Raw genomic sequence first — 24,290 nt, 5'->3', positions numbered from 1 at the left:
TTTCACAGCACGCCTCTGGCAAGTAGGCCGTCGATGTCGTTGTCGCCCAGACCAAGTAGTTCCCGGTAGACCTCGGCGTTGTTTTCACCGATTCGGGGGCCGAGGTGGCCCACCCGGCCGGTTGCCCCGGAGAACCGCGGCACCGGAGCCTGGACCGTCATGGTGCCCAGCTCGTCGTCGGCGACCTTGACGAAGACTTCCCGGTGCGCCAGCTGCTCGTCGGCCACCAGCTGAGTGATGTCGTACACCGGCGCGGCGGCCACCTCGGCGGCGTCGAAGATCGCCATCGCCTCATCGAGAGTTTTGGTGATCACCCAGTCGGCGACCACCTGGTCGACCTCTCGGGCCCGCGCCAGCCTGCGCTGCGGGTCGGAGAAGTCGGCGTCGTCGACCAGGTCGGCTCGGCCGATCGCGCGAAAAACTCTGAGCGCCAACGTCGGTGAGCTACCCGACATGGCCAGCCACTTGCCGTCGGCGGTGCGGTAGGTGTTGCGCGGCGCCGAGATGTCCCAGCGGTTGCCGGCCCGCGTCGGCACCAGGCCGAGTTGGTCGTAGCCGAGCAACGTCTGCTCGAGGAGACGTGCCAGCGGATCGATCAGGTTGATGTCGATCAGCTGCCCGGGGGCGCCGTGCACGTCGCGGTGGTACAGCGCCATCATCACCGCGTACGCGGCGTTCAGCGACGCCACCCCGTCGGCGAGCATGAACGGCGGCAACGTCGGGGGGCCGCTCTCCTCGCCGGTGATGTTGGCGAAACCGCTCATCGCCTCGCCGAGCGTGCCGAAACCGGGTCGCTCGCTCTTGGGTCCGGACAATCCGTAGCCGGTGATATGCAGCATCACGATCTTGTCGTTGACCGCACGCAGCGCCTCGTAGTCGAGGCCCCACTTGCGCAGCGTCGCCGGCCGGGTGTTGACGATCACCACGTCGGCATGTTCGACGAGTTGCCGAAGCAGCGCCTGACCCTCGGCGACCCTCAGGTTGAGGGTGATTGATTTCTTGTTGCGCGACAACGACTTCCACATCAACCCGACGCCGTCGACCTGGTTGCCCCAGGTACGGATCGGATCGCCGCCGTCGGGCTGCTCGACCTTGATGACGTCGGCGCCGAACTCGCCGAGATAGGTGGCGGCCAGCGGTGCGGCGGCCAGTGTCGCGACGTCGAGAACCCGGATGCCTTCGAGCATCATGCGTTGACGGGCACGCCGACCGGGCGCTGCAACCCGAGGTGATCGCGCAGCGTCGAACCGCTGTAGGAGTCGCGGAACAGGCCGCGGTGTTGCAGCTCCGGGATCACCATACGGACCACGTCTTCGAACGCGCCGGGCAAATGCGTTGCAGCCAAGACGAATCCGTCGCAGGCGCCGCCGTGGAACCACTCCTCCATCTGATCGGCGACCTGCTTTCCGGTCCCGACGAATCGCGGGCCCTGCAGCAGGGTCGCGCGGTGGCCGGCCAGGTCGCGCAGGGTGATCTTGTCACCGATGTGAGCGCGCAGGTTCTGCACCAGACCGCGGATTCCCGACACGTTTTCGATCATCTCGTCGGTGATCGGGTCGTCCAGATCGTGTTTGGCGAAGTCGTAGTTCATCAGCTCCGAGAGCAGGGTCAGCGACGCCATCGGGTGCACCAGGTCATTGAGGAAGACCTGCTCGCGTTCCTTGGCGTGATCCTCGGTTTCACCGACCACCGCGTAAGCCATCGGGCAGAGCTTAACCGAGTCCGGATCGCGGCCGGCCGCCCCGAGGCGCTCTTTCTGGTCGGCGTAGTGGCTGCGGGCCACCTCGATGCCCGGGTCTCCGGTGAAGATCAAATCTGCCCAGCGCGAGGCGAATTCACGCCCGCGGCCGGACGAACCGGCCTGGATGAGCACCGGTCGGCCCTGCGGGGTGCGCGGCACGGTGAGCGGTCCGCGCACCGAGAAGAACTCACCCTTGTGGTGCAGCTCGTGGACCTTGTCCGGGTCGGCGTAGATGCCGTTGACCCGGTCGTGCAGGATTGCGTCGTCTTCCCAGGTGTCCCACAGTCCGACCGTGGCCTCGAGGAATTCCTCGGCACGGTCGTAGCGGGCGTCGTGGCCCAAATGTGTTTCCAGGCCGAAGTTCTGCGCCTCGCTGTCGTTGACCGATGTCACGATGTTCCATGCTGCTCGGCCGCCGGACAGGTGGTCGAGGGTCGCGAAGGTGCGGGCGATGTGGAACGGCGTGTAGTACGTGGTGCTGCCGGTCGCGCCGAGGCCGATGTGCGAGGTCGCCTGCGCCAGCACGCCCAGGACGATCGACAGATCCAGCTTCACCGGACGCGCGCCGTACTTGACCGCGTCGGCGACCGAGCCGCCGTAGATACCGGGCATCGCCAGCCGATCGTCGAAGAACATCAGGTCGAAACAGCCCTCCTCGAGCGTCCGACCGATCTTGGCGTAGTACGAGGCGTCGAGGTAACCGTGCTCAGTGGCAGGGTGCCGCCACGAGCCCGCGTAAACCGACGTACTGCCCGCTTGCATGAAGGCGACGAGTGCCATCTGTCGTTTCGAAGTCATAGTTGATGTCTAACATCTGATATATTAGATTTCAAGTCCCTCCCCGTTCTAACCCGACTGCCCTTAAGGTCCTCGCCATGGCTCCGAACGACGGTGTTGATATCGGCGGCACGGTCCGCGAGCGCGCCGCCCGGGAACTGCGCGACCGCATCCTGACCGGTGTCCTGCCCGCCGGCACCCGGCTGGACCTCGACGCGATCACCAAGGAATTCGCCACCAGTCGCACTCCGGTGCGGGAAGCATTGCTGGAACTGTCCTATGACGGGCTGGTTCGCGTCGCACCGCGCAGCGGGATCACCGTGATCGGAATGAGCCCCCAGGACGTCCTCGACAGCTTCACCATCCTGGGCGTACTCACCGGTCAGGCCGCCGCGTGGGCGGCCCAGCGGGTGACCGACGACGGCATCGCACGACTGCGGGAGCTGTCCACCGAATTCGAGGTGCACGCCGGCGAGAGCGGCATCGTCGACGCCAACTGGCAGTTCCACCGGGAGATTCACCGGGCCGCGCACTCTCGGCGGCTGCTGGCGCAAATCCGTCAGGCGGTCCGGGTGGTCCCGTCGAACTTCTTCGGGATGTTTCCCGACCACGAGCACAACGCGATCGAGGAGCACGCGGCGCTGGTGGCGGCGCTGGCCGATCGCGACTCCGACAAAGCCCGCGATATCGCCGAGCGGCACGTGCTGGACGCCGGCCATTCGCTGGCCGACTGGCTGCAGCAGGCGGATGGCTCGACTACCACCAGCCCTGCCGGCCCCACCGGTCCCTGACCGGGACGGGTGATGAGACCAGCGTGACTCAGCGCCGCCGTCGGATGATGGCCCGCAACTTGTCCAGCCGACCGCTGATTTCTCGCTCGGCCCCGTGGTTGGTCGGCCGGTAGTAGTCGACACCGACCAGCTCATCTGGCGGATACTGTTGTGGGACAACACCATCCGGGTCATCGTGGGCATATTTGTAGCCCTGCGCGTTGCCCAGTGACGCGGCGCCCGAATAGTGACCGTCGCGCAGATGCGGCGGCACCAGGCCGGCCTTGCCCGCGCTGATGTCCTGCATCGCCGACCCGATCGCGGTGGTGACCGCGTTGGATTTCGGCGCGGTGGCCAGGTGGACGGTGGCGTGCGCCAAGGTCAATTTGGCTTCCGGCATGCCGATCAGCGCGACGGTCTGCGCTGCAGCCACCGCCGTCGGCAGAGCCGTTGGGTCGGCCATGCCGATGTCCTCGCTGGCCAGGATCATCAGCCGCCGCGCGATGAACCGCGGGTCTTCGCCCGCCACCAGCATCCGGGCCAGATAGTGCAGGGCGGCGTCGACGTCGGAGCCGCGAACCGACTTGATAAAAGCGCTGATCACGTCGTAGTGCTGATCGCCGTCCCGGTCGTAGCGGACCGCCGCCTTGTCCAGCGACTGCTCCACGGTCTCGACGGTGACACGCTCCCCCGCCTCGGCCGCCACTTCCAGCGCGGTCAGCGCCCGCCGCGCGTCGCCCGATGCCAGCCGGACCAGCAGGTCGACGGCCTCGGGGGTCACGCGCACCCGGCCACCCAGTCCGCGTGGGTCGTCGATCGCGCGCTGCACCACCGCACCGATGTCCTCGGAGCTCAGCGGATGCAGCTGCAGGATCAGCGATCGCGACAACAGCGGCGCCACTACCGAAAACGACGGGTTCTCAGTGGTCGCAGCGACCAGCAGCACCACCCGGTTCTCGACGGCGGCGAGCAGCGCGTCCTGCTGGGTCTTGGAGAACCGGTGCACCTCGTCGATGAACAACACGGTCTGTTCACCGTGCGCGGCAGCGCGCCGGGCGGTGTCGATCACCGCACGGACTTCCTTGACCCCTGCCGACAGAGCCGACAGCGCCTCGAACCGGCGACCGGTGGCGTGCGACACCAGCGACGCCAGCGTCGTCTTTCCGCTGCCGGGTGGGCCGTACAAGATCGCCGAGGCCATTCCCGAGCCTTCGACCAGTCGCCGCAGTGGCGAACGCGGCTGCAGCAGGTGCGCCTGCCCGACCACTTCGTCGAGACTGGCCGGGCGCATCCGCACGGCCAGCGGCGCAGCGGCGCCGGTGAGCGCGGAATTGCCGGGGCCGATCTCGTCGGGGACGTCGAACAGACCGTCGGGCACGGACACAGGCATACCACGTCGTTGCGACACGTGAACGCCGAGTGTGAGCTCACAGCGCCGAAGCCGATTACTTGCTAAGTTCTCGAAGGCGCACGCCTGGACATCTCCCCTACGACGAGGCAGGAGCGGCTATGAGCGAGCACCCTGGCAACCCCCACCAGCCCTACGGCGGCAACCCCAATCCGGGTGACTACCCGCCGCCGCCCGGATACGGACCGCCGCCCGGACCCCCGCCGGGATACGGGCCGCCGCCAGGCCAGCCGCAGCCCGGTTACGGACCGCCGCCCGGATACGGCGCGCCGCCACCACCCCCCGGGTACGGGCCCCCGCCTGGTTACGGACCGCCGCCCGGATACGGTGCGCCGCCACCACCTCCCGGCTACGGGCCTCCGCCCGGTTACCAGGGCAGCCCGGGCTATCCCGCGAGTCCGGGCTACCCGGCCGGACCCGGCTCAGCGTTCAGCGTCGGCGACGCTTTCACCTGGGCCTGGAGTCAGTTCAGCAAGAATCTGGGTCCGCTGATTCTGGCCACGGTGATCTACTTCGTGATCCTCACCGTCGTCGACATTCTGATCTTCGCGCTGCTCGGCGGGGCGACAGCCAACACTGCGGACCTCGGCAGCGACTACGGCGCATCGTTCACGGCGAGCCTGGGTGCGGGCGGCACGCTGGTCTTTTCCATCGTGTCGTTCGTGGTCTTCGTGTTCGTGCAAGCCGCGTACCTGTCCGGCGGGCTCGATCTGGCCGACGGCCGGCCCGTCACGGTCGGCTCGTTCTTCAAGCCGCGCAATTTCGGCAACGTGGTCCTGGCCGGCGCGTTGCTCAGCGTGATCAGCGCCGTGTTGAACCTGATCTCGCTGCCCGGCTTCGTGTTCGCGTTGCTGTCGTTCCTCGCGCTTCTGGTCTTCGGCTTTGCTTCGGTTTTCACGCTGGCATTCGCCATCGATCGCGCGCTTCCGCCGATCGACGCACTGAAGGCCAGTCTCGACACGGCGCGATCCCACATCGGCGAGACACTGCTGTCGCTGTTGGTGCAGGGCCTGGTGCTCGTGGTGGGCATATTCGCCTGCGGCATCGGCCTTTTGGTGGCATTCCCGGTGGCCGGGCTGATCCAGGTCTACACCTACCGGCGGCTGTCCGGTGGACAGGTCGCGCCGCCGACCCCGTAGCCGCTAGGGCTGGGTGACGAAGTCGATCAACTCCTCCACCCGGCCGATCAGCGCCGCGTCCAGGTCGGTCCAGTCGCGCACCTGAGCGCGGATGCGGCGCCACGCGGCGGCGATGTCGGCCTGGTCGGCGTGCGGCCAGCCGAGCGCCTCGCAGATCCCGTGCTTCCACTCCGTTCCGCGGGGTATCACCGGCCACTGCGACATCCCCAGCCGGGCCGGCTTGACGGCCTGCCAGATGTCGACGAACGGGTGGCCGACCACCAGCGTGTGCGCGCCGCCGGGTCCGCGGTTCACCGCGTCGGCCAACCGCGATTCCTTCGAACCGGCGACCAGGTGGTCGACGAGCACGCCCAGCCGTCGCTGCGGGCCCGGCCGGAACTCGGCGACGATGTTCACGAGATCGTCGACGCCGCCGAGGTATTCGACCACCACCCCCTCGATTCGCAGGTCGTCACCCCACACCTGCTCGACCAGCTCGGCGTCGTGGCGGCCCTCCACATAGATCCGGCCGGTCCGGGCGACGCGGGCCCGCTGTCCGGTGACTGCCACCGATCCCGACGCGGTGCGGGCAGCGGCCGCGGGGGCTGGGCCGCGCGGCGCCAGCAGGATCACCGGTTTGCCGTCGACCAGATATCCCGGGCCGACCGGGAACGGTCTGCGCCGGCCGTGCCGGTCTTCGAGCTGCATCCGGCCGTACTCGACGCTCACCACCGCGCCGACGTAGCCGGTTTGCGCGTCCTCCACGACCATGCCGATCTCCAACGGCACCTCGGCGGAGCGGGGTCTGCGCGAGTTGTGCGGGTCGCGCGCGAGAACGTCTGAGCCGTAACGATCATCCACTCGAGCGATCCTAGGAAGGGTCGGGGGTCGAATCCGGTACGCCACTCCGCCGACAACATCCGGAAAGACTGAGTTTGCCGCGCTGCGTCAATCAGGTTGGCGTGATGAGATGGCGGGCATGACCATCAAAGTTGCGCTGGAGCACCGCACCAGCTACACCTTTGACCGGCCTGTCCGGGTGTTCCCGCACGTCGTCCGGCTGCGCCCGGCGCCTCATTCGCGGACGCCGATCGAGGCCTACTCGCTGCGGGTTGAACCTGCCGACCACTTCGTCAACTGGCAACAGGACGCTGTGGGCAACTTCATCTACCGCCTGACCTTCCCGAATCCGACGAGCCGACTGACCATCACCGTCGGTTTGATCGCCGACCTGAAGGTGATCAACCCGTTCGACTTCTTCATCGAGGACTGGGCCGAGACCTGGCCCGACGGCGGATTCGTCTATCCCGAGCCGATGGCCGCCGAGCTCAAGCCCTACCTACAGCCGGTCGACGAGGACGGCCCCGGCTCAGGTCCCGGCGAGCTGGTCCAGGCCTGGGTGCGCGATTTCGCGGTGCCGCCGGGCACCCGCACGATCAACTACCTGGTGGAGCTCAACAGGCGGATCAACGTCGACCTGGGCTACAGCGTTCGGATGGAACAGGGCGTACAGACACCGGATTTCACGCTGCGAAGCGCAGTGGGCTCCTGTCGCGACTTCGCCTGGCTGCTGGTGTCGGTCGCGCGCCAGATGGGGCTGGCCGCCAGATTCGTGTCCGGCTATCTGGTGCAGCTGACATCCGACGTGAAAGCACTCGACGGGCCGTCCGGCCCTACCTCGGACTTCACCGACCTGCACGCGTGGGCCGAGGTCTTCGTCCCCGGCGCGGGCTGGATCGGGCTGGATCCGACGTCGGGCCTGTTCGCCGGTGAGGGCCACATTCCGCTGGCCGCCACGCCGAGTCCGGCCAGCGCGGCCCCGATCACCGGCGGCGTCGAGCCGTGCCATTCGACGCTGGAGTTCTCCAACACGGTCACGCGCATCCACGAAGATCCGCGTGTCACGCTGCCGTACACCGACGCGGCGTGGGCCGGCATCCAGAAGGTCGCCCAAGGTGTGGACGAGCGGTTGACCGCAGGTGATGTGCGGCTCACCATGGGCGGCGAGCCGACGTTCGTCTCGATCGACAATCAGGTCGACGACGAATGGACCACCGACGCGGACGGCCCGCACAAGCGTCGACTTGCTTCCGCGCTGGCCGCCCGACTCAAGGAGCAGTGGGCACCGCAGGGTCTGGTACACCGCGGGCAAGGACGCTGGTATCCCGGTGAACCGTTGCCGCGCTGGCAAATCGGGCTCTATTGGCGAACCGACGGCGAACCACTGTGGCCCGACGAGACGCTACTGGCCGACCCCTGGGGTGGTCCTGCGACCGCGCCGCCGGCGGACAGCACGACAGCCAAGGATCTGCTGGCCGCGATCGCCACCGATCTGGGGCTGCCCGACTCGCAGGTTCGGGCGGCCTACGAAGACCCGCTGTCGTGGTTGGCCGCCGAAACCCGGCTGCCCCAAGGCGATCCGGTGCCGTCCAGCGCGGACCTCGATCCCGAGACCGGCCGGGACACACCTGCGGCCCGCGCCGAGCTCGTCACGCGACTCGACGAGTCCAGCACCAGTCCGAGCGCATTCGTCCTTCCACTGCATTGGCGGGAGGACGACCTCGGCTGGGCCAGCGCCAACTGGCGGCTGCGCCGCGGCCGCATCGTCTTGGTCGCCGGCAATTCACCCGCGGGGCTTCGGCTGCCGCTGGATTCGATCAGCTGGAAGCCGCCCCGGCCGTCGTTCGCGAAAGACCCGACCACCGCTGACGAAGCGCTGGACTCACCGTCGGTGGACGCGGTGGTGGACGACGACGGCGACGCGCCGACAACCGCAATGGTCGCCGAAGCACGTGACGGCTTGCTGTACGTCTTCCTGCCGCCCACCGAGGCATTGGATCATTTCGTCGACCTGATCGGCCGGGTGCACGCCGCCGCGGCGAAGATCGGCCGCGCCGTGGTCATCGAAGGCTACGAACCGCCGGCCGATCCGCGGCTGACGTCGACGACGATCACCCCCGACCCGGGCGTCATCGAAGTCAACGTGGCGCCCACCGCAAGTTTTGCCGAACAGGCCAGCCAGCTCGAAACCCTCTACGAACAAGCCAGATTGGCGCGGTTGTCCACCGAGTCGTTCGCCCTCGACGGTAGCCATGGCGGCACCGGCGGCGGCAACCACATCACACTGGGCGGCGCGACGCCGAAGACCTCTCCCCTGCTGCGGCGCCCCGACCTGTTGGTCTCGCTCCTGACGTACTGGCAACGGCATCCATCGCTGTCCTATCTGTTCGCCGGGCGGTTCGTCGGCACCACTTCCCAAGCTCCTCGGGTCGACGAGGGCCGCGCCGAGGCGCTGTACGAACTCGAGATCGCGTTCGCTGAGATCGACCGGCTCACAACGGCTTCCGGCGCCGAAGCGCCCCGACCATGGATCATCGACCGGGCGCTGCGGCATCTGCTGACCGACATCACCGGTAACACGCACCGCGCCGAATTCTGCATCGACAAGCTGTACAACCCATACAGCTTGCGCGGCAGACTCGGCCTGCTCGAGTTGCGCGGTTTCGAGATGCCACCCCACTTGCGGATGGCGATGGTGCAGTCGCTGCTGGTGCGGTCGCTGGTGGCCTGGTTCTGGGATGAGCCGCTGCGCGCGCCGCTGATCCGACACGGATCAAACCTGCACGGTCGATATCTGCTGCCGCACTTCCTGATTCACGACATCGCCGACGTCGCCGCGGACCTGCGCGCACACGGCATTCCTTTCGAGACCAGCTGGCTGGACCCGTTCACCGAATTCCGCTTTCCCCGGATCGGCACCGCGGTGTTCGGCGGTGTGGAGATCGAACTGCGGGGAGCGATCGAACCGTGGAACACCCTCGGCGAGGAGTCGACGGCGACCGGCACCGCCCGCTATGTCGACTCGTCGGTGGAGCGCCTGCAGGTGCGGGTGATCGGCGCCGATCGGGATCGGTATGTGCTGACGTGCAACGGCTATCCGGTGCCGCTGCTGGCCACCGACAACCCCGACATTCACGTCGGCGGTGTGCGGTTCCGAGCCTGGCAGCCGCCGAGCGCGCTGCACCCGTCCATCACTGTCGACGGACCGCTGCGGTTCGAACTCGTCGACCTCACCACCTCGACGTCGCGCGGCGGTTGCACGTACCACGTTTCCCACCCGGGCGGTCGCGCCTACGACGACCCGCCCGTCAACGCGGTCGAGGCGGAGTCGCGTCGCGCGCGACGTTTCGAGGCCACCGGGTTCACCCCGGGCAAGCTGGACATCTCCGAAATCCGGGAGATGCAGGCCCGAATTTCCACAGACATCGGCGCGCCGGGCATCCTCGATCTGCGGCGCGTGCGTACCGTCCTGCGGTAATGGCTATCGGCGACATGGCTGACATCGTTCAGCACCCCGGTGAGTCATCGGCAGCCTTCCAAGACCGCCCCGATGTCGACCGGCTGCTGGCCGGGTACCGGACCGCGCGCGCCCAGGAGACGTTGTTCGACCTGCGGCCGCCCGGCCTGCAGGGGCCGGTGATCGGCTACGACGAGTTCCTCGAGCCGAACGGCGCGGTACGTCCGGCCTGGGCCGACCTCGCCGACGCGGTCGGTGATCGCGGCCGGGCCGGCATGAGCCGGCTGGGCTCGGCGGTCCGCCAGCTGGTGAACAACGACGACATCAGCTACACCGAAGTCGATCCCGCCAAACAGCCCAGCGCCGGCGGCCACGGGGAATCTCGACCGTGGCGCCTGGACCCGCTGCCGCTGGTGGTGCCGGCCGGCGACTGGGACACCCTCGAGACCGGGCTGGTGCAACGGTCCCGGGTGCTCAATGCCGTGCTGGCCGACCTGTACGGCAATCGGCGCACCCTGGTCGAGGGGGTGTTGCCCCCGGAGTTGTTGTTCGCCCATCCCGGATATGTCCGCGCCGCCAATGGAATCGAGGTGCCCGGCCACCACCAGCTCTTCATGCATGCCTGCGATGTCAGCCGGCAATCCGACGGCTCATTCCAGGTGAACGCCGACTGGACCCAGGCGCCGTCGGGCGCCGGGTATGCGCTCGCCGACCGACGCGTCCTCGCCCAGGCCTTGCCGGATCTCTACGAGAAGGTCGGACCGCGGCCGACGACCCCGTTCGCGCAAGCGTTGCGGCTGGCTCTGATCGATGCCGCACCCGACGGCGTGCAGGACCCGGTGGTGGTCGTGCTGAGCCCCGGTATTTACTCCGAGACGTCGTTCGACCAGGCGTATCTCGCGACGCTGCTGGGTTTCCCGTTGGTCGAGAGCGCGGATCTGGTGGTGCGCGACGGCAAGTTGTGGATGCGGTCGCTGGGCACCCTGAAACGGGTCGACGTGGTCTTCCGCCGCGTCGACGCCGCCTACACCGACCCTCTCGATCTGCGCGCCGACTCCCGGCTGGGGGTGGCCGGACTGGTGGAGGCGCAGCACCGCGGGACGGTGACGGTGGTCAATACCGTCGGCAGCGGAATCCTGGAAAGCGCCGGGCTGCAACGATTCTTGCCCGAATTGGCCACTCGACTACTCGGCGAGTCGCCGCTGTTGTCCAGCGCGCCCAGCTACTGGGGTGGTATCGACAGCGAGCGCTCCCACTTGTTGGCCAATCTCTCGTCGCTGTTGATCAGGCCCACCATCGGCGGGCAGACGCTTGTCGGCCCGACATTGTCGTCGGCGCGGCTGGCCGAGTTGTCCGACTGCATCAACGCGATGCCATGGCAGTGGGTCGGACAGGAGTTGCCCGAGTTCTCCTCGGCGCCAACCAGTTACGCCACCGAGTTGTCTTCGGGCGGAGTAGGTATGCGACTGTTCACTGTCGCACAACGCGGCGGCTACGCGCCGATGCTCGGCGGCCTAGGCTACGTGCTGACCCAGGGTCCGTCCGCGTACACACTGAAAACCATTGCGGCCAAGGATGTCTGGGTTCGACCCACCGACCGGTCGCGCACCGAGACGGTCACCCTGCCGGCTCCGGAAACGCCGGTGAAGGCCGGCGCGGGCACGTTGGGCGTCAGCTCCCCACGCGTTCTGTCCGACCTGTTCTGGATGGGACGCTACAGCGAGCGCGCCGAGAACATGGCCCGGCTGTTGATCGCGGCTCGCCGCCGCTACTACGAATTCCGGCACCGTCAGGAGATTTCCGAGAGCCAGTGCGTGCCGGTGCTGATGGCCGCGCTCGGCCGCATCACCGGAACCGACCCCGGACCGGAGGATCAGGCCGAGACGATTGCGATCGCACCCTCGACGCTGTGGTCGCTGACCATGGACCGCGACCGCCCCGGCGCCTTGGTGCACTCGGTGGACCGACTGGCGCTGGCCGCCCGAGCTGTGCGAGACCAGTTGTCCAGTGACACCTGGGGCGTGCTGGCGGGTGTCGAGCGGGCACTGGCGCACAACGCCGAGCCTCCCGACTCGCTCGCCGAGGGCGACGCGGTGCTGGAGACGGCGCAGTCCCAGACGCTGGTCGGCATGCTGACCCTGGCCGGGGTGGCCGCCGAGTCGATGGTGCAGGACGTCGGCTGGACCATGATGGACATCGGCAAGCGCATCGAGCGGGGCTTGGGCCTGACCGCGCTGCTGAGAGCCACGTCGACCACCGTCCTGGCGCCGGCCGCCGAGCGGACCGTGATCGAATCGACCCTGATCGCAACGGAATCCGCGGTCATCTACCGTCGGCGAACGGCCGGCCAGGTCAGCGTGGCCGCACTGGCGGAGCTGATGCTGTTCGACTCGACCAACCCCCGGTCGCTGGTGTATCAGCTGGAGCGACTACGGACCGATCTCGGCGATCTGCCCGGCTCGTCGGGCTCGTCCCGCCCGCAGCGGATGGTCGCCGAGATCAGCACGCTGTTGCGCCGATCGCATCCCGCCGAGCTGGAATCGGTCTCCCCCGACGGGCGCCGCGAGAAGTTGGCCCAACTGCTCACCACCACCCACACCGCGCTGCGCGAGTTGGCCGAGGTCATCACCGCGACTCAACTTGCCCTGCCGGGCGGCACCCAGCCGCTGTGGGGCGGCGACGAGCGGCGGACTATGCCGTGACCGCAGCCCTCACGCGCTGAGCGGGTCGGATTTACCCGACACCGCGGTCACCTCGTCGATGACGTTGTGGATGAACTTCATCTTCTCCAGGACCGCGATCGGCAGCACGAACGGATAGAGATCGTCGTGGCCCATCGAACGGTTCACCATGTTCAACGACCACGACACCGGAAGCCACATGTCGATGATCGTCATGAATGCGCTCGGTCCCAGGACCGGCCGATCGAAGGTGGCCGTCGCGGGCGCGAATCCCGACCACGCCGCCGTGTCGAGCGTGTCCCGGATATGCAGGTAGTGCGCGAACGTCTCGGCCCAGTCCTCGGCCGGATGCATCGTCGCGTAGGACGACACGAACGTCTGCTCCCAGCCCGCGGGGGCACCTTCGCTGTAATGCCGGTCCAATGCCGCCTGATAGTCGGCATTCGCGTCGCCGAACAACTCGGTGAACCGCGCGTCGAACTCTGCGGACGGTGTGATCAGCCGGTAGTAGTAGTAGTGCCCGACCTCGTGGCGGAAATGTCCGAGCAGCGTGCGGTACGGCTCGTCCATCTCGACCCGCAGCTGCTCGCGGTGCACGTCGTCGCCTTCAGCCAGATCCAGTGTGATGACCCCGTTTTCGTGCCCGGTCATCACCCGCTCGTTCGCGCTGGAGAGCAGCCGGTAGGCAAGTCCGTAGTCGGGATCCTGGTCGCGTCCGACGATCGGCAACTTCAACTCGTGCAATTCGACGATCAGCCTGCGCTTTGCGGCCTCGGCCCGGGCGAACTCCACCAGTCCCGCGGTGTCCGAATCGTTTGGCCGCTCGATGGTGAGTGAACACGACGCGCACAACCAACTCGGCTGTCGCATCGGGACGAGCCAATTGCATTTGGCGAGATTGCGATTGGCGCACAGCTCGTACTCGCTGGCGCTGACGAATCCGGCCCGGCCCGCGTCGTCGCCGGTGGTGATCACCAGCAGTGCCATCTCGTAGAGCGAGAATCCGAGCGCGCTACCGCACGCCAGGCACGCGGAATTCTCGAACGTCAGCCGCTGGCCGCAATTGGGGCAGTGGAAGTCACGCATACAACTGGTCACCTTCGTAGGGCGCAACGTCGACCGCGACGTCGATCACGCTGTTTTCGGCATTGGTGTAGATGATCCCGCGCAGGGGCGGCACGTCGGCGTAGTCGCGACCGCGCCCGACGATGACGTATCGCTCGTCGACCATCTGATTGTTGGTGGGATCCAGTCCCAGCCATTCGAATTGGCCCGGCGGCTGGGGCGTCCACACCGCGGCCCACGCATGGGTCGCGTCGATTCCGATCATGCGCTCCTTCCCCGGTGGCGGGTTTGTGGCCAAGTAGCCGGACACGTAGCTGGCGGCTAGGCCGTTGGCGCGCAGACAGGCGATCGCCAAACGCGCGAAGTCCTGACATACCCCCTCGCGGGCTTTCAGAACCTCTTTGACGCCAGTCGATACCGTGGTCGATCCAGAGCGATAGGTGAAGTCGGTGTAGATCCGGGTGGTGAGGTCGCCCAGCACCTCGGCGAGAGGTCGGCCGGGTTCGAAACTCGGTGCAGCGTAGTCGCGTACTTCGTCGGTGATCTCCGGCGGGTTGAGGTCCAGCGCGAACTCTGTCGCTAATGCTCCCCGCACGCCCACCGGACGGGCCTGCTCCCACGGAGCCAGCGCCGGTCCTCCGCCCCAGCGTTCAGGCGGCGACGGGTACACCTCGACAATGGACTCACTGGTGATCGTCAGTGTCTGGTGCGGCTCGGTGACGTGAAAGTACGAGCTGATGTTTCCGAAGACGTCCGTGCTCGTCGAGCTGTCGGCCGGCGTCGGGGAGATCCGCAGCTCATGAGACAGGCAGCGCTGGCGGGTCAGGTCGCGAGGGGTGAGGAACCCCCGGCCGTAGGAACTGGTCACCACGTCGGAGTAGCGGTACTCGGTGCGATGGGTGATTCGGTAGCGCGACCTCGGACCCGGCGGATGCGGATCGGGTGACGGCCCCGGATTGGTCTCGGGGCTCGGCGACGTCACGCTCCAACAGTAGTGAGGCTCGCAGGCGCGCGCATCGGCGCAGCGCGATCAGCACCGTACGCAGGCCTCCGGGAGCACAATGGGTCATGGCCACCTGGGACGACGTCGCCAATGTCGTCGGCGAGCTGCAGCTCACCAGGGAGGAGTCGCCGCACGAATGGCGGGTCGGCAAGAAGCTGATCGCCTGGGAGCGCCCGCTGCGCGCATCCGACCGTCAGGCGCTCGCCGATCGCGGGATCGAGCCACCTGCGGGCGACATTCTCGGCGTCCGGGTCGCCGACGAGGGAGTCAAGTTCGCGCTGATCGCCAGCGAACCGAACGTCTACTTCACGACCCCACACTTCGACGGCTACCCGGCGGTGCTCGTCAAACTTGCCGCCATCGACGAGCGCGGCCTACGTGAGCTGATCGTCGACGCATGGTTGACGCAAGCGCCGAAACGCCTGGTACAAGAGTTTCTCGACCGCGCACGCTGACGCGAACCTGGGTATCTCCTGTCACTCGAGTAACAGGAGTATCACACGTCACTCTAATTCACTCCATCACGACAAGATAACTAGCGCCTCATATAACTCACTAGTTATAAAACGCACCAATTGCCTCAGTAATTGACTTGAATAAGCAATAGCAACACAAAACACGTTATTAAACTTTAATCTCATTGATTGCTAAAGCCCCACTCATTGACTCCTTTAACTCCTGCTTGTTAGACCTGTTAAATGAGTCATTTAGGTGGGTTTCTGAGCACGATGTGCAAGCACCTGGTGATAGCCACACTGGTTGCTCTGGGCATGACGCTGCTGGTAAATCCGACCACTGGGGTGGCCTATGCGGACGGCATGAACTGGGATGCCGTCGCGCAATGCGAATCCGGGGGCAACTGGCATGCCAACACCGGCAACGGGTTCTACGGCGGATTGCAATTCAAGCCGGCTACCTGGGCCGCCAACGGTGGTGTCGGCGACCCGGCGACGGCATCGCGCGAGCAGCAGATCGCGGTGGCCAATCGGGTGCTGGCCACTCAAGGGCCCGGTGCGTGGCCGAAATGCGGCGGCAACGGGCAGTTGTTCCCGATCCAGATCGTGAACATCTTCCTGCATCCGGTGCGCGGGACCTTGGAGACGATCATGTCGCTTGTTCCGCACTAAACCGTCGGCGGGCGACGTGACCGCGCTGTGATAGCAGTCGTGATAGCCCCGTAACCGCGTGTTCCGAGGGGTCGGTTGACGGGCTAACTATCGCGCAGGGCTAACTCACCGGTTGCAGCTCGAACACCGGGATGACCCGCGACGTCTTCGCCTGATACTCGGCGAAACCCGAGGCGACGGCCGTGATCTTCGGAAACAGCTCGTCGCGTTCGTCCCGCGGCAATTCACGCGCGACGACGTCGGAGGACTCGTTGCCGACCTCGATATGAGCCGACGGGTTGGCCCGCAAGTTGTGCACCCAGGCCGGGTTGACGTCGGCGCCGGCGAACGACCCGATGATGACCAACTTCCCGTCGATCCGGAAGTACGCCAACGGCGACAGCCGCTGCTGGCCCGACTTGGCGCCGGTGGTGGTCAACAGCAGCAGGTCGGCACCCTCGAATCGACCGCCGACCTTTCCGTCGTTGGCGCGGAACTCCTCGGCGATGTCCTGGTTGAAAGATTTGATCGACTCGATGTCGGGAAATCCTGCGGGCATATCGGTCCTCCTCGTCGATGCGCTCTGCGCTGTCACGACGCGCAGGCGTGCCTCGACAAACCCGGCGTCGACCGGTCTCTATTCCGCGAACTGGAAACGAGGGTCGCGGCCAGCGCCGATCTACTGCCCCGGCGTCTGTTTCGCGGGAGCGGACGCCGAGCGGTCCCGCTTCTCCTCGGGCTTGGCGTCGATGCCTGATTCCTTGCGCTGCTGGGCGGTGATCGGCGCCGGGGCGTCGGTGAGTGGGTCGACACCGCCGCCGGACTTGGGGAACGCGATCACCTCGCGGATCGAATCCAGGCCGGCGAGCAGGGCCACGATGCGGTCCCAGCCGAACGCGATACCACCGTGCGGCGGCGCGCCAAAGGTGAACGCGTCCAACAGGAATCCGAACTTCTCCTGCGCCTCGGCAGCCCCGATGCCCATCATCGCGAACACGCGTTCCTGGACGTCGCGACGGTGGATACGAATCGAGCCGCCGCCGATCTCGTTGCCGTTGCAGACGATGTCGTAGGCCGTCGCCAATGCGGTGCCGGGGTCGGTGTCGAAGGTGGCCTCCGACTCGGGCTTCGGCGAGGTGAACGCGTGGTGCACGGCCGTCCACGCCCCTGAGCCGACGGCCACGTCCCCCGCCGCGGTGGCGTCGTCCGCGGCCTCGAACAGCGGCCAGTCGACCACCCAGGTGAACGCCCAGGCGTCCGGGTCGATCAGGTCGAGGCGCTTGGCGACCTCGATGCGCGTCGCCCCCAGCAGGGCTCGCCCTGCCTTGACCGTGCCCGCCGAGAAGAAGATGCAGTCCCCCGGCTTCGCGCCGACGTGCCCGGCCAGGCCGTCACGTTCGGAGTCGGTGAGGTTCTTGGCGACGGGCCCGCCCAGCGTCCCGTCCTCGGCCACCAGCACGTAGGCCAGGCCCTTGTGACCGCGCTGCTTGGCGAATTCCTGCCAGCCGTCCAGTGTCCGGCGGGGTTGCGACGCACCGCCCGGCATGACGACCGCGCCGACGTAGGGCGCCTGGAAAACCCGAAAAGTGGTGTCGGAGAAGTACTCCGTGCATTCCACGAGCTCGAGACCGAAGCGCAGGTCGGGTTTGTCCGAGCCGAACCTGCGCATCGCCTCGGCGTAGCTGATCCGCGGCAGCGGCGTAGGCACGTCGTAGCCGATTACCGCCCACAGTGCTCGGAGGATCTCCTCCGACACCGCGATGACGTCGTCCTGGTCGACGAAGCTCATCTCCAGGTCGAGCTGGGTGAACTCGGGCTGGCGGTCGGCGCGGAAATCCTCGTCGCGGTAGCAGCGCGCGATCTGGTAGTAGCGCTCCATGCCCGCGACCATCAGCAGCTGCTTGAACAGCTGCGGGCTCTGCGGCAGCGCGTAGAACGAGCCTGGCTGCAAGCGGGCGGGCACCAGGAAGTCGCGCGCCCCCTCGGGCGTCGACCGCGTCATCGTCGGCGTCTCGATCTCGACGAAGTCGTGCCGGGCCAGCACCTCGCGCGCTGCGGCATTGACCTTGGAACGCAACCGAATTGCATTCCCGGGGCCCTCGCGGCGCAGGTCGAGGTATCGATACTTGAGCCGGGCCTCCTCACCCGCCGTCTCGTCGAGTTGGAACGGCAGCGGCGCGCTCTCGTTGAGCACCGTCAGCGACCTCGCGTTCACTTCGATCTCACCGGTGGCGATTTCGGCGTTGGCGTTGCCGTCCGGACGGATCTCGACGACACCGTCGACGGCGACACAGAACTCGGCACGAAGCCGATGAGCCTGGTCCAAAACGTCGGCGGCGCGGAACACCACCTGCGACACCCCGGTGGCATCCCGCAGATCGATGAAGATCACCCCGCCGTGGTCGCGGCGGCGCGCCACCCAGCCGGCCAGCGTCACTCGTTGACCGGCGTCGGTGGCCCGCAATGAACCAGCGGCGTGACTGCGCAGCACGAATACTCCTCGCAAATGGTGGGGACGACAGCCCAGTCTAGGAGGCGGTAATTTCGGTGCTTGTCATGGATATTGCCGTTGTTGGTCCAGGAGCCGTCGGAACGACGCTCGCCGCGTACCTGTCCGCCGCCGGAAATGCAGTGCGAATCTGCGGACGCACCCCGAGATCACAGATCGAGCTGCGGCCCGACGGTGCCGACCCGATCACGGTGCCGGGCCCGATCTGTACCGATCCCGACGACATCACCGGGCCGGTCGCCGTGGTGCTGCTGGCGGTCAAGGCCACTCAGAACGCCGACTCGGCGCGCTGGCTGGCCAGGTTGTGCGACGCCGACACCATCGTCGTCGTCCTGCGTAACGGCGTCGAGCAGGTCGCACAGGTGCAGCCGCTGTGCGCGTCGTCGACGGTGATCCCCGGCATCGTCTGGTTTTCGGCCGAGACTCAGCCGGCAGGCTGGGTGCGACTGCGCACCGAAGCACGCCTGACCCTGCCGGCCGGGCCCGCCGCGTCGACCGTCGCCGACCTGTGGCGCGCTGCCGGCGGCGTCGCCGATTGCGACCCCGACTTCGTCACTGCGGCGTGGCGCAAGTTGCTGGTCAACGCGGTCGCCGGCCTGATGGTGCTCACCGGTCGGCGGTCGGGGATGTTTCGCCGCGACGACCTCGCGGAGTTGGCCCGCCGCTACGCCGACGAATGTCTCGCGGTCGCCCGCGCCGAGGGCGCGCAACTGGCTGACGATGTCGCCGCCGGCACGGTGGAGATGTTTCGCCAGGCACCCGTCGACATGGGCACCTCGATACTGGCCGACCGCGAGGCCGGCCGCCCGCAGGAGTGGGACATCCGCAACGGCGTGATCGTCCGCAAGGCACGCACGCACGGGATTGCGACGCCGATCAGCGACGTTCTGGTGCCGCTGCTGGCCGCCGCCAGCGACGGCCCGGGCTGACGGCGATCAGCAGCAGCCTTGCCACGCGCGACGCGACGGGACGCATCCGGGTCGTCGACCACGACGTCACGCCGAGACCCGATGATGCGGGTCGGACGCCGTCGGGTGTCGTAGCGCGGCCAGTCGCTCGACCACGGGACGTCACCGGTGGCGAAATCGACCCAGGCCCGCTGCGTCCGGCGCCCCACGGCCGGTGTTCGCCACCTGCCGGTGGGATGCAGCCGTCGACCCAGATGCGAGCCATAGGTGTGCAGGATGTGCACGATCTCACTGCCGTGCACCGCGCCCAAACGGGTCACCCGCAACGTGGCGGGCGTGTGGTCGAAGCGGTAGACGTACGTCGGGGCCAGCTGGCTGTAAGCGTCGGCGAAGGCCCATGTCGGCGCGACGAACATCGCGTCGGCGCCGATGGCCTCCAGTGCGCGGCGTCCCGGATAGCGCGGGTAGGCAGACAGCAGCCGTTCCCGGATCTCCGGCGGGAATCTACTGAAGTAGCGCTGCACGGTGTCCGGCGTCGTCGGCAGCATCGGCGGCTTGTCCCGGACGAACAGCGCCGCCTCGCGTTGGTTGGTGCCGATGATCAACGGGACGCGGGCGATGGCGGACATTCGGGCCGCCTCGATCGGATGCAGCGGCAGTAGGTCCACCCCGTACGTCAATCCGTGTGCGAGCATCGGTGACGACGTGACGCTGTCGAGCTGCAATTGCCCAGCGGCACCGCGCAATTGGCGAGGCGGCAGCTCTTTCAACTCCGTCGCGCTCACGCCGAGTCGAGCCAGAAACCGCTGCGCCTGGTCCGCCCGGGTGACACGATCGGCGATCAGCGGCAGCGCCGGACTCTGCGCGATCGCGCGGGTGAACAGGCCGTCGGCGGCCGGACTGGCGAGCAATGCCAACACCGAAGTGGCACCGGCAGATTCGCCGAACACCGTCACCCGCTCGGGATCACCGCCGAACGCCGCGATGTTGTCTCGCACCCAGGTCAATGCCGCGATCTGGTCGCGCAGGCAGAGATTGTCGTCGAAACCCGCGCCGAGGTCTCCGAGTTCGAAACCGCCGAAAACGCCGACCCGATACGTGACGTTGACGACCACCACGTCGCCGTCGGCGGCCAGCCGCGACCCGTCGTAGAGCTGTAATTGCCCAGCGCCGTTGAGAAATGCCCCGCCCGGTATCCACACCAGCACCGGCCGCGATCCAGAGCTATCGGGAGACCACACCGTCACCGTGAGGCAGGCCTCGTCGCGAACCTTCGGATCGTTGCGGTCCCCCGCGGCCATCGATCGGCTCTGCGGCGGCAACGGACCGTGCTCGAGGGCATCGCGGACACCGGTCCACGGCGACAGCGGAGCGGGCGCGGCGAAACGACGCTCCCCGATCGGCTGCTCCGCGTAGGGCACGCCGCGCCACACGGCGACGCCACCTTCGACGCTGCCGCGAAGCTCGCCGAGCGCCGTGCGCGCAAGAGCTGGAACTTCGGCAACCGCGGGCACGCCTGAATCGTAGTGTGCAAAGCTGATCTTGCCGGGCTGCGAACCCGTGCCAGCGCCGCCTCGACCCAACGGAGAATGCGATGACCTTCAACGAGGGTATGCAGATCGACACCAGCACAACGGCGTCGTCGGGTGGCGGCGGCGGACGGGGAATCGCGATCGGCGGCGGACTCGGCGGGCTGCTGTTCCTGGTGGTCGCTCTGCTCCTGGGGGTCGACCCCGGAAAGGTGGTCAACCAACTGCCGGCGCCGAGCGCGAGCCAGGACGTTGCGCCCGGCTTCGACCTGAGCAAGTGCCGGACGGGGGCCGACGCCAACCAGTACGTGCAGTGCCGGGTGGTCGCCACCGGCAACTCGGTCGACGCGGTGTGGAAGCAGCTGATGCGCGGCTACACCCGCCCGCGGGTCCGGCTGTTCAGCGGCCAGGTCGACACCGGATGTGGCGCAGCCAGCACCGAGGTCGGGCCGTTCTATTGCCCGGTGGACAAGACCGCGTATTTCGACACCGGCTTCTTCGATGTGCTGCGCACCCAATTCGGTTCCAGTGGTGGACCTTTGGCGCAGGAATATGTGGTGGCCCACGAGTTCGGCCACCACGTTCAAGACCTTCAGGGTTCACTGGGACGGGCCCAGCAGGGCGCACAGGGCGCCGGTGGCAACGGGGTGCGGACCGAGTTGCAGGCCGACTGCTACGCCGGAGTGTGGGCCCATTACGCCTCCACGACCAAACAAGAAGGCACCGGCGTTCCGTTCCTGGAACCGTTGAGCGACAAAGACATCGCCGACGCGCTCTCGGCCGCGTCGTCGGTCGGAGACGACCGCATCCAGAAATCGTCCACCGGCCGCGTCAACCCCGAATCCTGGACTCACGGCTCCTCGGAGCAGCGCCAGCACTGGTTCACCGTCGGCTATCAGAGCGGTGACGCCAACCAGTGCGACACTTTCCGCGCACCCGACTTGAACTAGCTCAGAAGAGGGTCGGCTGCACCGTCCCGGCCGACGGCCGCGGCGGCGCGGCTTCCATCTGTCGACGCTCGCCGGCCAGTCCGTGTCTGGCGAGCAACGGCGCCGCCCTTGCCCGGAGGTCGTCGCGATACTCTTGCGGCAAATATGCTCCGCGCCGGTACAACTCGCGATACCGGGTGACCAGTTGCGGGTGAGCCTGCGACAGCCACGACATGAACCAGCCGCGGGTCGACCCACGCAGATGCAAACCGAACACCGTGGCGCTGCCGGCTCCGGTCGCCGCTATCTGCCCCAGCAGCCCGTCGAGATGTTCGGCGGAATCCGTGAGATACGGCAGGACGGGAGCCACCATGACGTGGCAGTCCAACCCGGCGTCGCGAATCGCGGCGATCAACCCGAGCCGGGCCTGTGGGCTCGGCGTGCCGGGCTCCACCTGCCGGTGCAGCTCGGCGTCGCCGACGGCCAGCGATACCGAGACGCTCACCGGTACCTGCTGCGCGACGTCGACGATCAGCGGTAGATCCCGGCGCAGCAGTGTTCCCTTGGTCAGAATCGACAGCGGCGTGCCCGATTCCGCCAGTGCCGCGATGATGCCGGGCATCAACGCGTACCGCCCCTCGGCGCGCTGATACGGGTCGGTGTTGGTGCCCAGGGCCACCGTCTCGCGACACCACGACCGTCGGCTCAGCTCTCGGCGCAGCACCTCGACGACGTTGGTCTTGACGACGACCTGGCTGTCGAAGTCGTTGCCGCAGTTGAACTCCAGATACTCATGCGTGGGTCGGGCGAAGCAGTACCGGCAAGCGTGCGAGCAGCCGCGGTAGCCGTTGACGGTGTACTGGAACGGCAGCGCGGTGGCGTTCGGAACCCTGTTCAGCGCCGACTTGCACAGCACCTCGTGAAAGGTGATGCCCTCGAATTGAGGCGTGCGCACACTGCGGACAAATCCGATGCGCTCCAACCCGGGCAGCGCTCCATCGTCCACCCGGATACTTTGCTCGTCCCAACGCATACTGCATTCGAACGCTTGTTCGACAAATTGTCAAGCCTGTTAGTGGGCTGAGAAAGAACGCGTTCAGGACCGCCGCGCAGCCAAAACACCTGCGGTAGCGGGCTTGTCATTTAAGCTGAACCACCGTGACGTCCGATACTGACGCCCCAAAAGACAATAAAAATCTTAAGTGGGCCATGGGTGGGGTGGCCGCGGTTGCCGTACTGGCAACGATCGTCGCGGCTGTATTGCTGTTCGGCGACGGGGGTTCCGGGGGGCCGAAGGGCGGCTCCGACAGCGGACCTGGTCAGGAGACCGCGGCGGTGGCCAGCGCGAAAGACACTGGGCCGGTGGCGGTCATCACCGACGACCCGACCTGTCCGGCGTGGGCGTCGATCAACAACGACCTGGCGAACAGCGGACAGGGGTTGTGGAACGACCGCGACCGATCGGTGCCAGCTTCGGCCTGGACCCCCAAGCAGCGCGCACAGTACGTGGCCGCGGCGCAGTCGATGCGCAGCGCCGCGGCGCAAACGGTCGGCCTGGTCAAGTTGACGCCGCACCGCGTCATCCGTGAGCTCTATCAGCAGTTCATCGCGTACGCCCGGGCGTACTCCGAGCGGATTCCGAAATACACGCCGACAGACAACAATCTGGCCGGCGCGGCGAACAGCGCGTCCTCGGCACTTGGGGCGATCTGTGCCGCCATCAGCGACGGTCCGGCCGCGGCCCGGGGACCCCTGGTGACGCCGTCGGCGCCACCCTCGGACATCGCCCCGGTCGGCAACCTGGCCAGCCCGCAGCCCTTCCTGACATCTGACAACAATGTGTGCCCGGAATGGAAGTCGGCGCTCGACCAGTTCGGCCAGCAGACCGCGCAGTGGCAGCAACTCGACCCCAACGTCCCGTCGATCTACTGGAACAAAGAGCAGAAGGCGGTCAACTACGCGGTGGGGCCGGTGATGAACTCGTTTGCGGGCAAGCTGGAACAGCTTGGCAAGCAGAGCGATAACGCCATCTGGCAGGACTTGGCGAATCTCTCGGCGCAGTATCGTCGTGCGTTCGTCACCGCATTGCCGACCTACACGCCGACTGACAACCACCTGGCCAACGCGGCCAACTTCGCGTCGACGACCATCCTCGGTGGTTGCGCCGCGGTGGCGGAGTAGGGTCCGCCGCAAGCCGCCGACACCGGTGGCCTCTGAGAAGTAAACGGCTGCAATGCTTTTGCAGCCGATTTAGCCGGACAAAACAAAACACACCGGGCATCGGAATGCCCGGTGTGTTTGTGTCTCGACCCCGAAGGGTTGAAGCGTCAGGCCCAGCTGCCGCCGACGGCGGCGTCGGTGCTCGACATGTTGTTGCCGGCGGTCTGCACCTTCTGGCCGTGGCTGTTGGCCTGCTCGTAGATCACCTGGAAGTTGCGTCCCAACGAGG

18 protein-coding genes and 2 pseudogenes are annotated in these 24,290 nt (G+C 67.1%); 9 read left to right on the top strand and 11 right to left on the bottom strand.

What is annotated here, in order from left to right; translation table 11 throughout:
• Positions 1–2 precede the first annotated feature (2 nt).
• Entirely contained in the window at positions 3–1,187 is a 1,185-nt protein-coding gene (locus CYU59_RS22545; protein WP_293003066.1) for a CoA transferase, read from the bottom strand.
• Positions 1,187–2,539 carry an LLM class flavin-dependent oxidoreductase gene (locus CYU59_RS22540; RefSeq protein ID WP_293002887.1) on the bottom strand — a complete coding sequence of 451 codons (1,353 nt, stop codon included), beginning with the start codon at positions 2,537–2,539 and terminating at the stop codon, positions 1,187–1,189. Before CYU59_RS22540 ends, CYU59_RS22545 begins: the two co-directional genes overlap by 1 nt.
• Before the next feature lie 77 nt (positions 2,540–2,616).
• On the opposite strand from CYU59_RS22540, the gene CYU59_RS22535 reads away from it, so the two are divergent.
• A complete protein-coding gene (locus CYU59_RS22535; RefSeq protein ID WP_293002885.1) occupies positions 2,617–3,309 on the top strand; it encodes a GntR family transcriptional regulator in 693 nt (230 codons plus the stop codon).
• 28 nt (positions 3,310–3,337) lie between these two features.
• On the opposite strand, the gene CYU59_RS22530 is transcribed toward CYU59_RS22535, so the two are convergent.
• Entirely contained in the window at positions 3,338–4,678 is a 1,341-nt protein-coding gene (locus tag CYU59_RS22530) for a replication-associated recombination protein A (protein WP_293002883.1), read from the bottom strand.
• Between the two features lie 119 nt (positions 4,679–4,797).
• On the opposite strand from CYU59_RS22530, the gene CYU59_RS22525 reads away from it, so the two are divergent.
• Entirely contained in the window at positions 4,798–5,835 is a 1,038-nt protein-coding gene (locus tag CYU59_RS22525; RefSeq protein WP_293002881.1) for a hypothetical protein, read from the top strand.
• A gap of 3 nt (positions 5,836–5,838) precedes the next feature.
• On the opposite strand, the gene CYU59_RS22520 is transcribed toward CYU59_RS22525, so the two are convergent.
• Positions 5,839–6,675, bottom strand: coding sequence for a DUF3097 domain-containing protein (locus tag CYU59_RS22520; RefSeq protein WP_293002879.1), 837 nt, complete (start codon positions 6,673–6,675; stop codon positions 5,839–5,841).
• Positions 6,676–6,793: 118 nt separating this feature from the next.
• Between CYU59_RS22520 and CYU59_RS22515 the strand changes: the two genes are divergently transcribed.
• Together CYU59_RS22515 and CYU59_RS22510 are read left to right on the top strand one after the other, a co-directional pair.
• On the top strand, positions 6,794–10,132 hold the full coding sequence (locus tag CYU59_RS22515) for a transglutaminase family protein (protein WP_293002877.1): 3,339 nt from the start codon (positions 6,794–6,796) through the stop codon (positions 10,130–10,132).
• Positions 10,133–10,146: 14 nt separating this feature from the next.
• Complete coding sequence (locus CYU59_RS22510) at positions 10,147–12,813, top strand: circularly permuted type 2 ATP-grasp protein (RefSeq protein WP_293003063.1); 2,667 nt, start codon at positions 10,147–10,149, stop codon at positions 12,811–12,813.
• Positions 12,814–12,822: 9 nt separating this feature from the next.
• Here the strand turns inward: CYU59_RS22510 and CYU59_RS22505 are convergent, their stop codons facing one another.
• A complete protein-coding gene (locus tag CYU59_RS22505; RefSeq protein WP_293002875.1) occupies positions 12,823–13,878 on the bottom strand; it encodes a putative zinc-binding metallopeptidase in 1,056 nt (351 codons plus the stop codon).
• The gene (locus CYU59_RS22500) at positions 13,871–14,761 is read right to left on the bottom strand and encodes a transglutaminase family protein (protein WP_293003061.1); all 891 of its coding nucleotides are present in this window, start codon (positions 14,759–14,761) and stop codon (positions 13,871–13,873) included. The genes CYU59_RS22505 and CYU59_RS22500 overlap by 8 nt, the downstream gene beginning before the upstream one ends.
• A gap of 164 nt (positions 14,762–14,925) precedes the next feature.
• Here CYU59_RS22500 and CYU59_RS22495 point away from each other — a divergent pair, with 164 nt between their 5' ends.
• Together CYU59_RS22495 and CYU59_RS22490 are read left to right on the top strand one after the other, a co-directional pair.
• Positions 14,926–15,315 carry an MmcQ/YjbR family DNA-binding protein gene (locus CYU59_RS22495; protein ID WP_293002873.1) on the top strand — a complete coding sequence of 130 codons (390 nt, stop codon included), beginning with the start codon at positions 14,926–14,928 and terminating at the stop codon, positions 15,313–15,315.
• Between the two features lie 315 nt (positions 15,316–15,630).
• On the top strand, positions 15,631–15,987 hold the full coding sequence (locus CYU59_RS22490; RefSeq protein WP_293003059.1) for a transglycosylase family protein: 357 nt from the start codon (positions 15,631–15,633) through the stop codon (positions 15,985–15,987).
• Positions 15,988–16,087: 100 nt separating this feature from the next.
• On the opposite strand, the gene CYU59_RS22485 is transcribed toward CYU59_RS22490, so the two are convergent.
• The gene (locus CYU59_RS22485; protein WP_293002871.1) at positions 16,088–16,525 is read right to left on the bottom strand and encodes a nitroreductase family deazaflavin-dependent oxidoreductase; all 438 of its coding nucleotides are present in this window, start codon (positions 16,523–16,525) and stop codon (positions 16,088–16,090) included.
• A gap of 120 nt (positions 16,526–16,645) precedes the next feature.
• Positions 16,646–18,457, bottom strand: a complete 1,812-nt coding sequence (gene aspS, locus CYU59_RS22480) for an aspartate--tRNA ligase (RefSeq protein ID WP_293002869.1) — start codon at positions 18,455–18,457, stop codon at positions 16,646–16,648.
• 65 nt (positions 18,458–18,522) lie between these two features.
• Between aspS and CYU59_RS22475 the strand changes: the two genes are divergently transcribed.
• Positions 18,523–19,404, top strand: coding sequence for an oxidoreductase (locus tag CYU59_RS22475; protein ID WP_293002867.1), 882 nt, complete (start codon positions 18,523–18,525; stop codon positions 19,402–19,404).
• 26 nt (positions 19,405–19,430) lie between these two features.
• Here CYU59_RS22475 and CYU59_RS22470 read toward each other — a convergent pair.
• Positions 19,431–20,897 (bottom strand): annotated as a pseudogene (locus CYU59_RS22470) (carboxylesterase family protein); the annotation flags it as partial.
• Positions 20,898–20,977: 80 nt separating this feature from the next.
• On the opposite strand from CYU59_RS22470, the gene CYU59_RS22465 reads away from it, so the two are divergent.
• The gene (locus CYU59_RS22465; protein WP_293002865.1) at positions 20,978–21,862 is read left to right on the top strand and encodes a neutral zinc metallopeptidase; all 885 of its coding nucleotides are present in this window, start codon (positions 20,978–20,980) and stop codon (positions 21,860–21,862) included.
• A gap of 1 nt (position 21,863) precedes the next feature.
• Here CYU59_RS22465 and CYU59_RS22460 read toward each other — a convergent pair whose 3' ends face one another.
• Complete coding sequence (locus CYU59_RS22460) at positions 21,864–22,874, bottom strand: Rv2578c family radical SAM protein (RefSeq protein WP_293002863.1); 1,011 nt, start codon at positions 22,872–22,874, stop codon at positions 21,864–21,866.
• A 176-nt stretch (positions 22,875–23,050) separates the two neighbouring features.
• On the opposite strand from CYU59_RS22460, the gene CYU59_RS22455 reads away from it, so the two are divergent.
• Positions 23,051–24,022, top strand: a complete 972-nt coding sequence (locus tag CYU59_RS22455; RefSeq protein ID WP_293002861.1) for a hypothetical protein — start codon at positions 23,051–23,053, stop codon at positions 24,020–24,022.
• 146 nt (positions 24,023–24,168) lie between these two features.
• Here the strand turns inward: CYU59_RS22455 and CYU59_RS22450 are convergent.
• Positions 24,169–24,290 (bottom strand): annotated as a pseudogene (locus tag CYU59_RS22450) (type VII secretion protein EsxI); the annotation flags it as partial.

It is taken from the genome of Mycobacterium sp. (assembly GCF_002863225.1).
Lineage (GTDB): Bacteria > Actinomycetota > Actinomycetes > Mycobacteriales > Mycobacteriaceae > Mycobacterium.
This window is presented reverse-complemented; position numbering and strand designations above follow the sequence as displayed.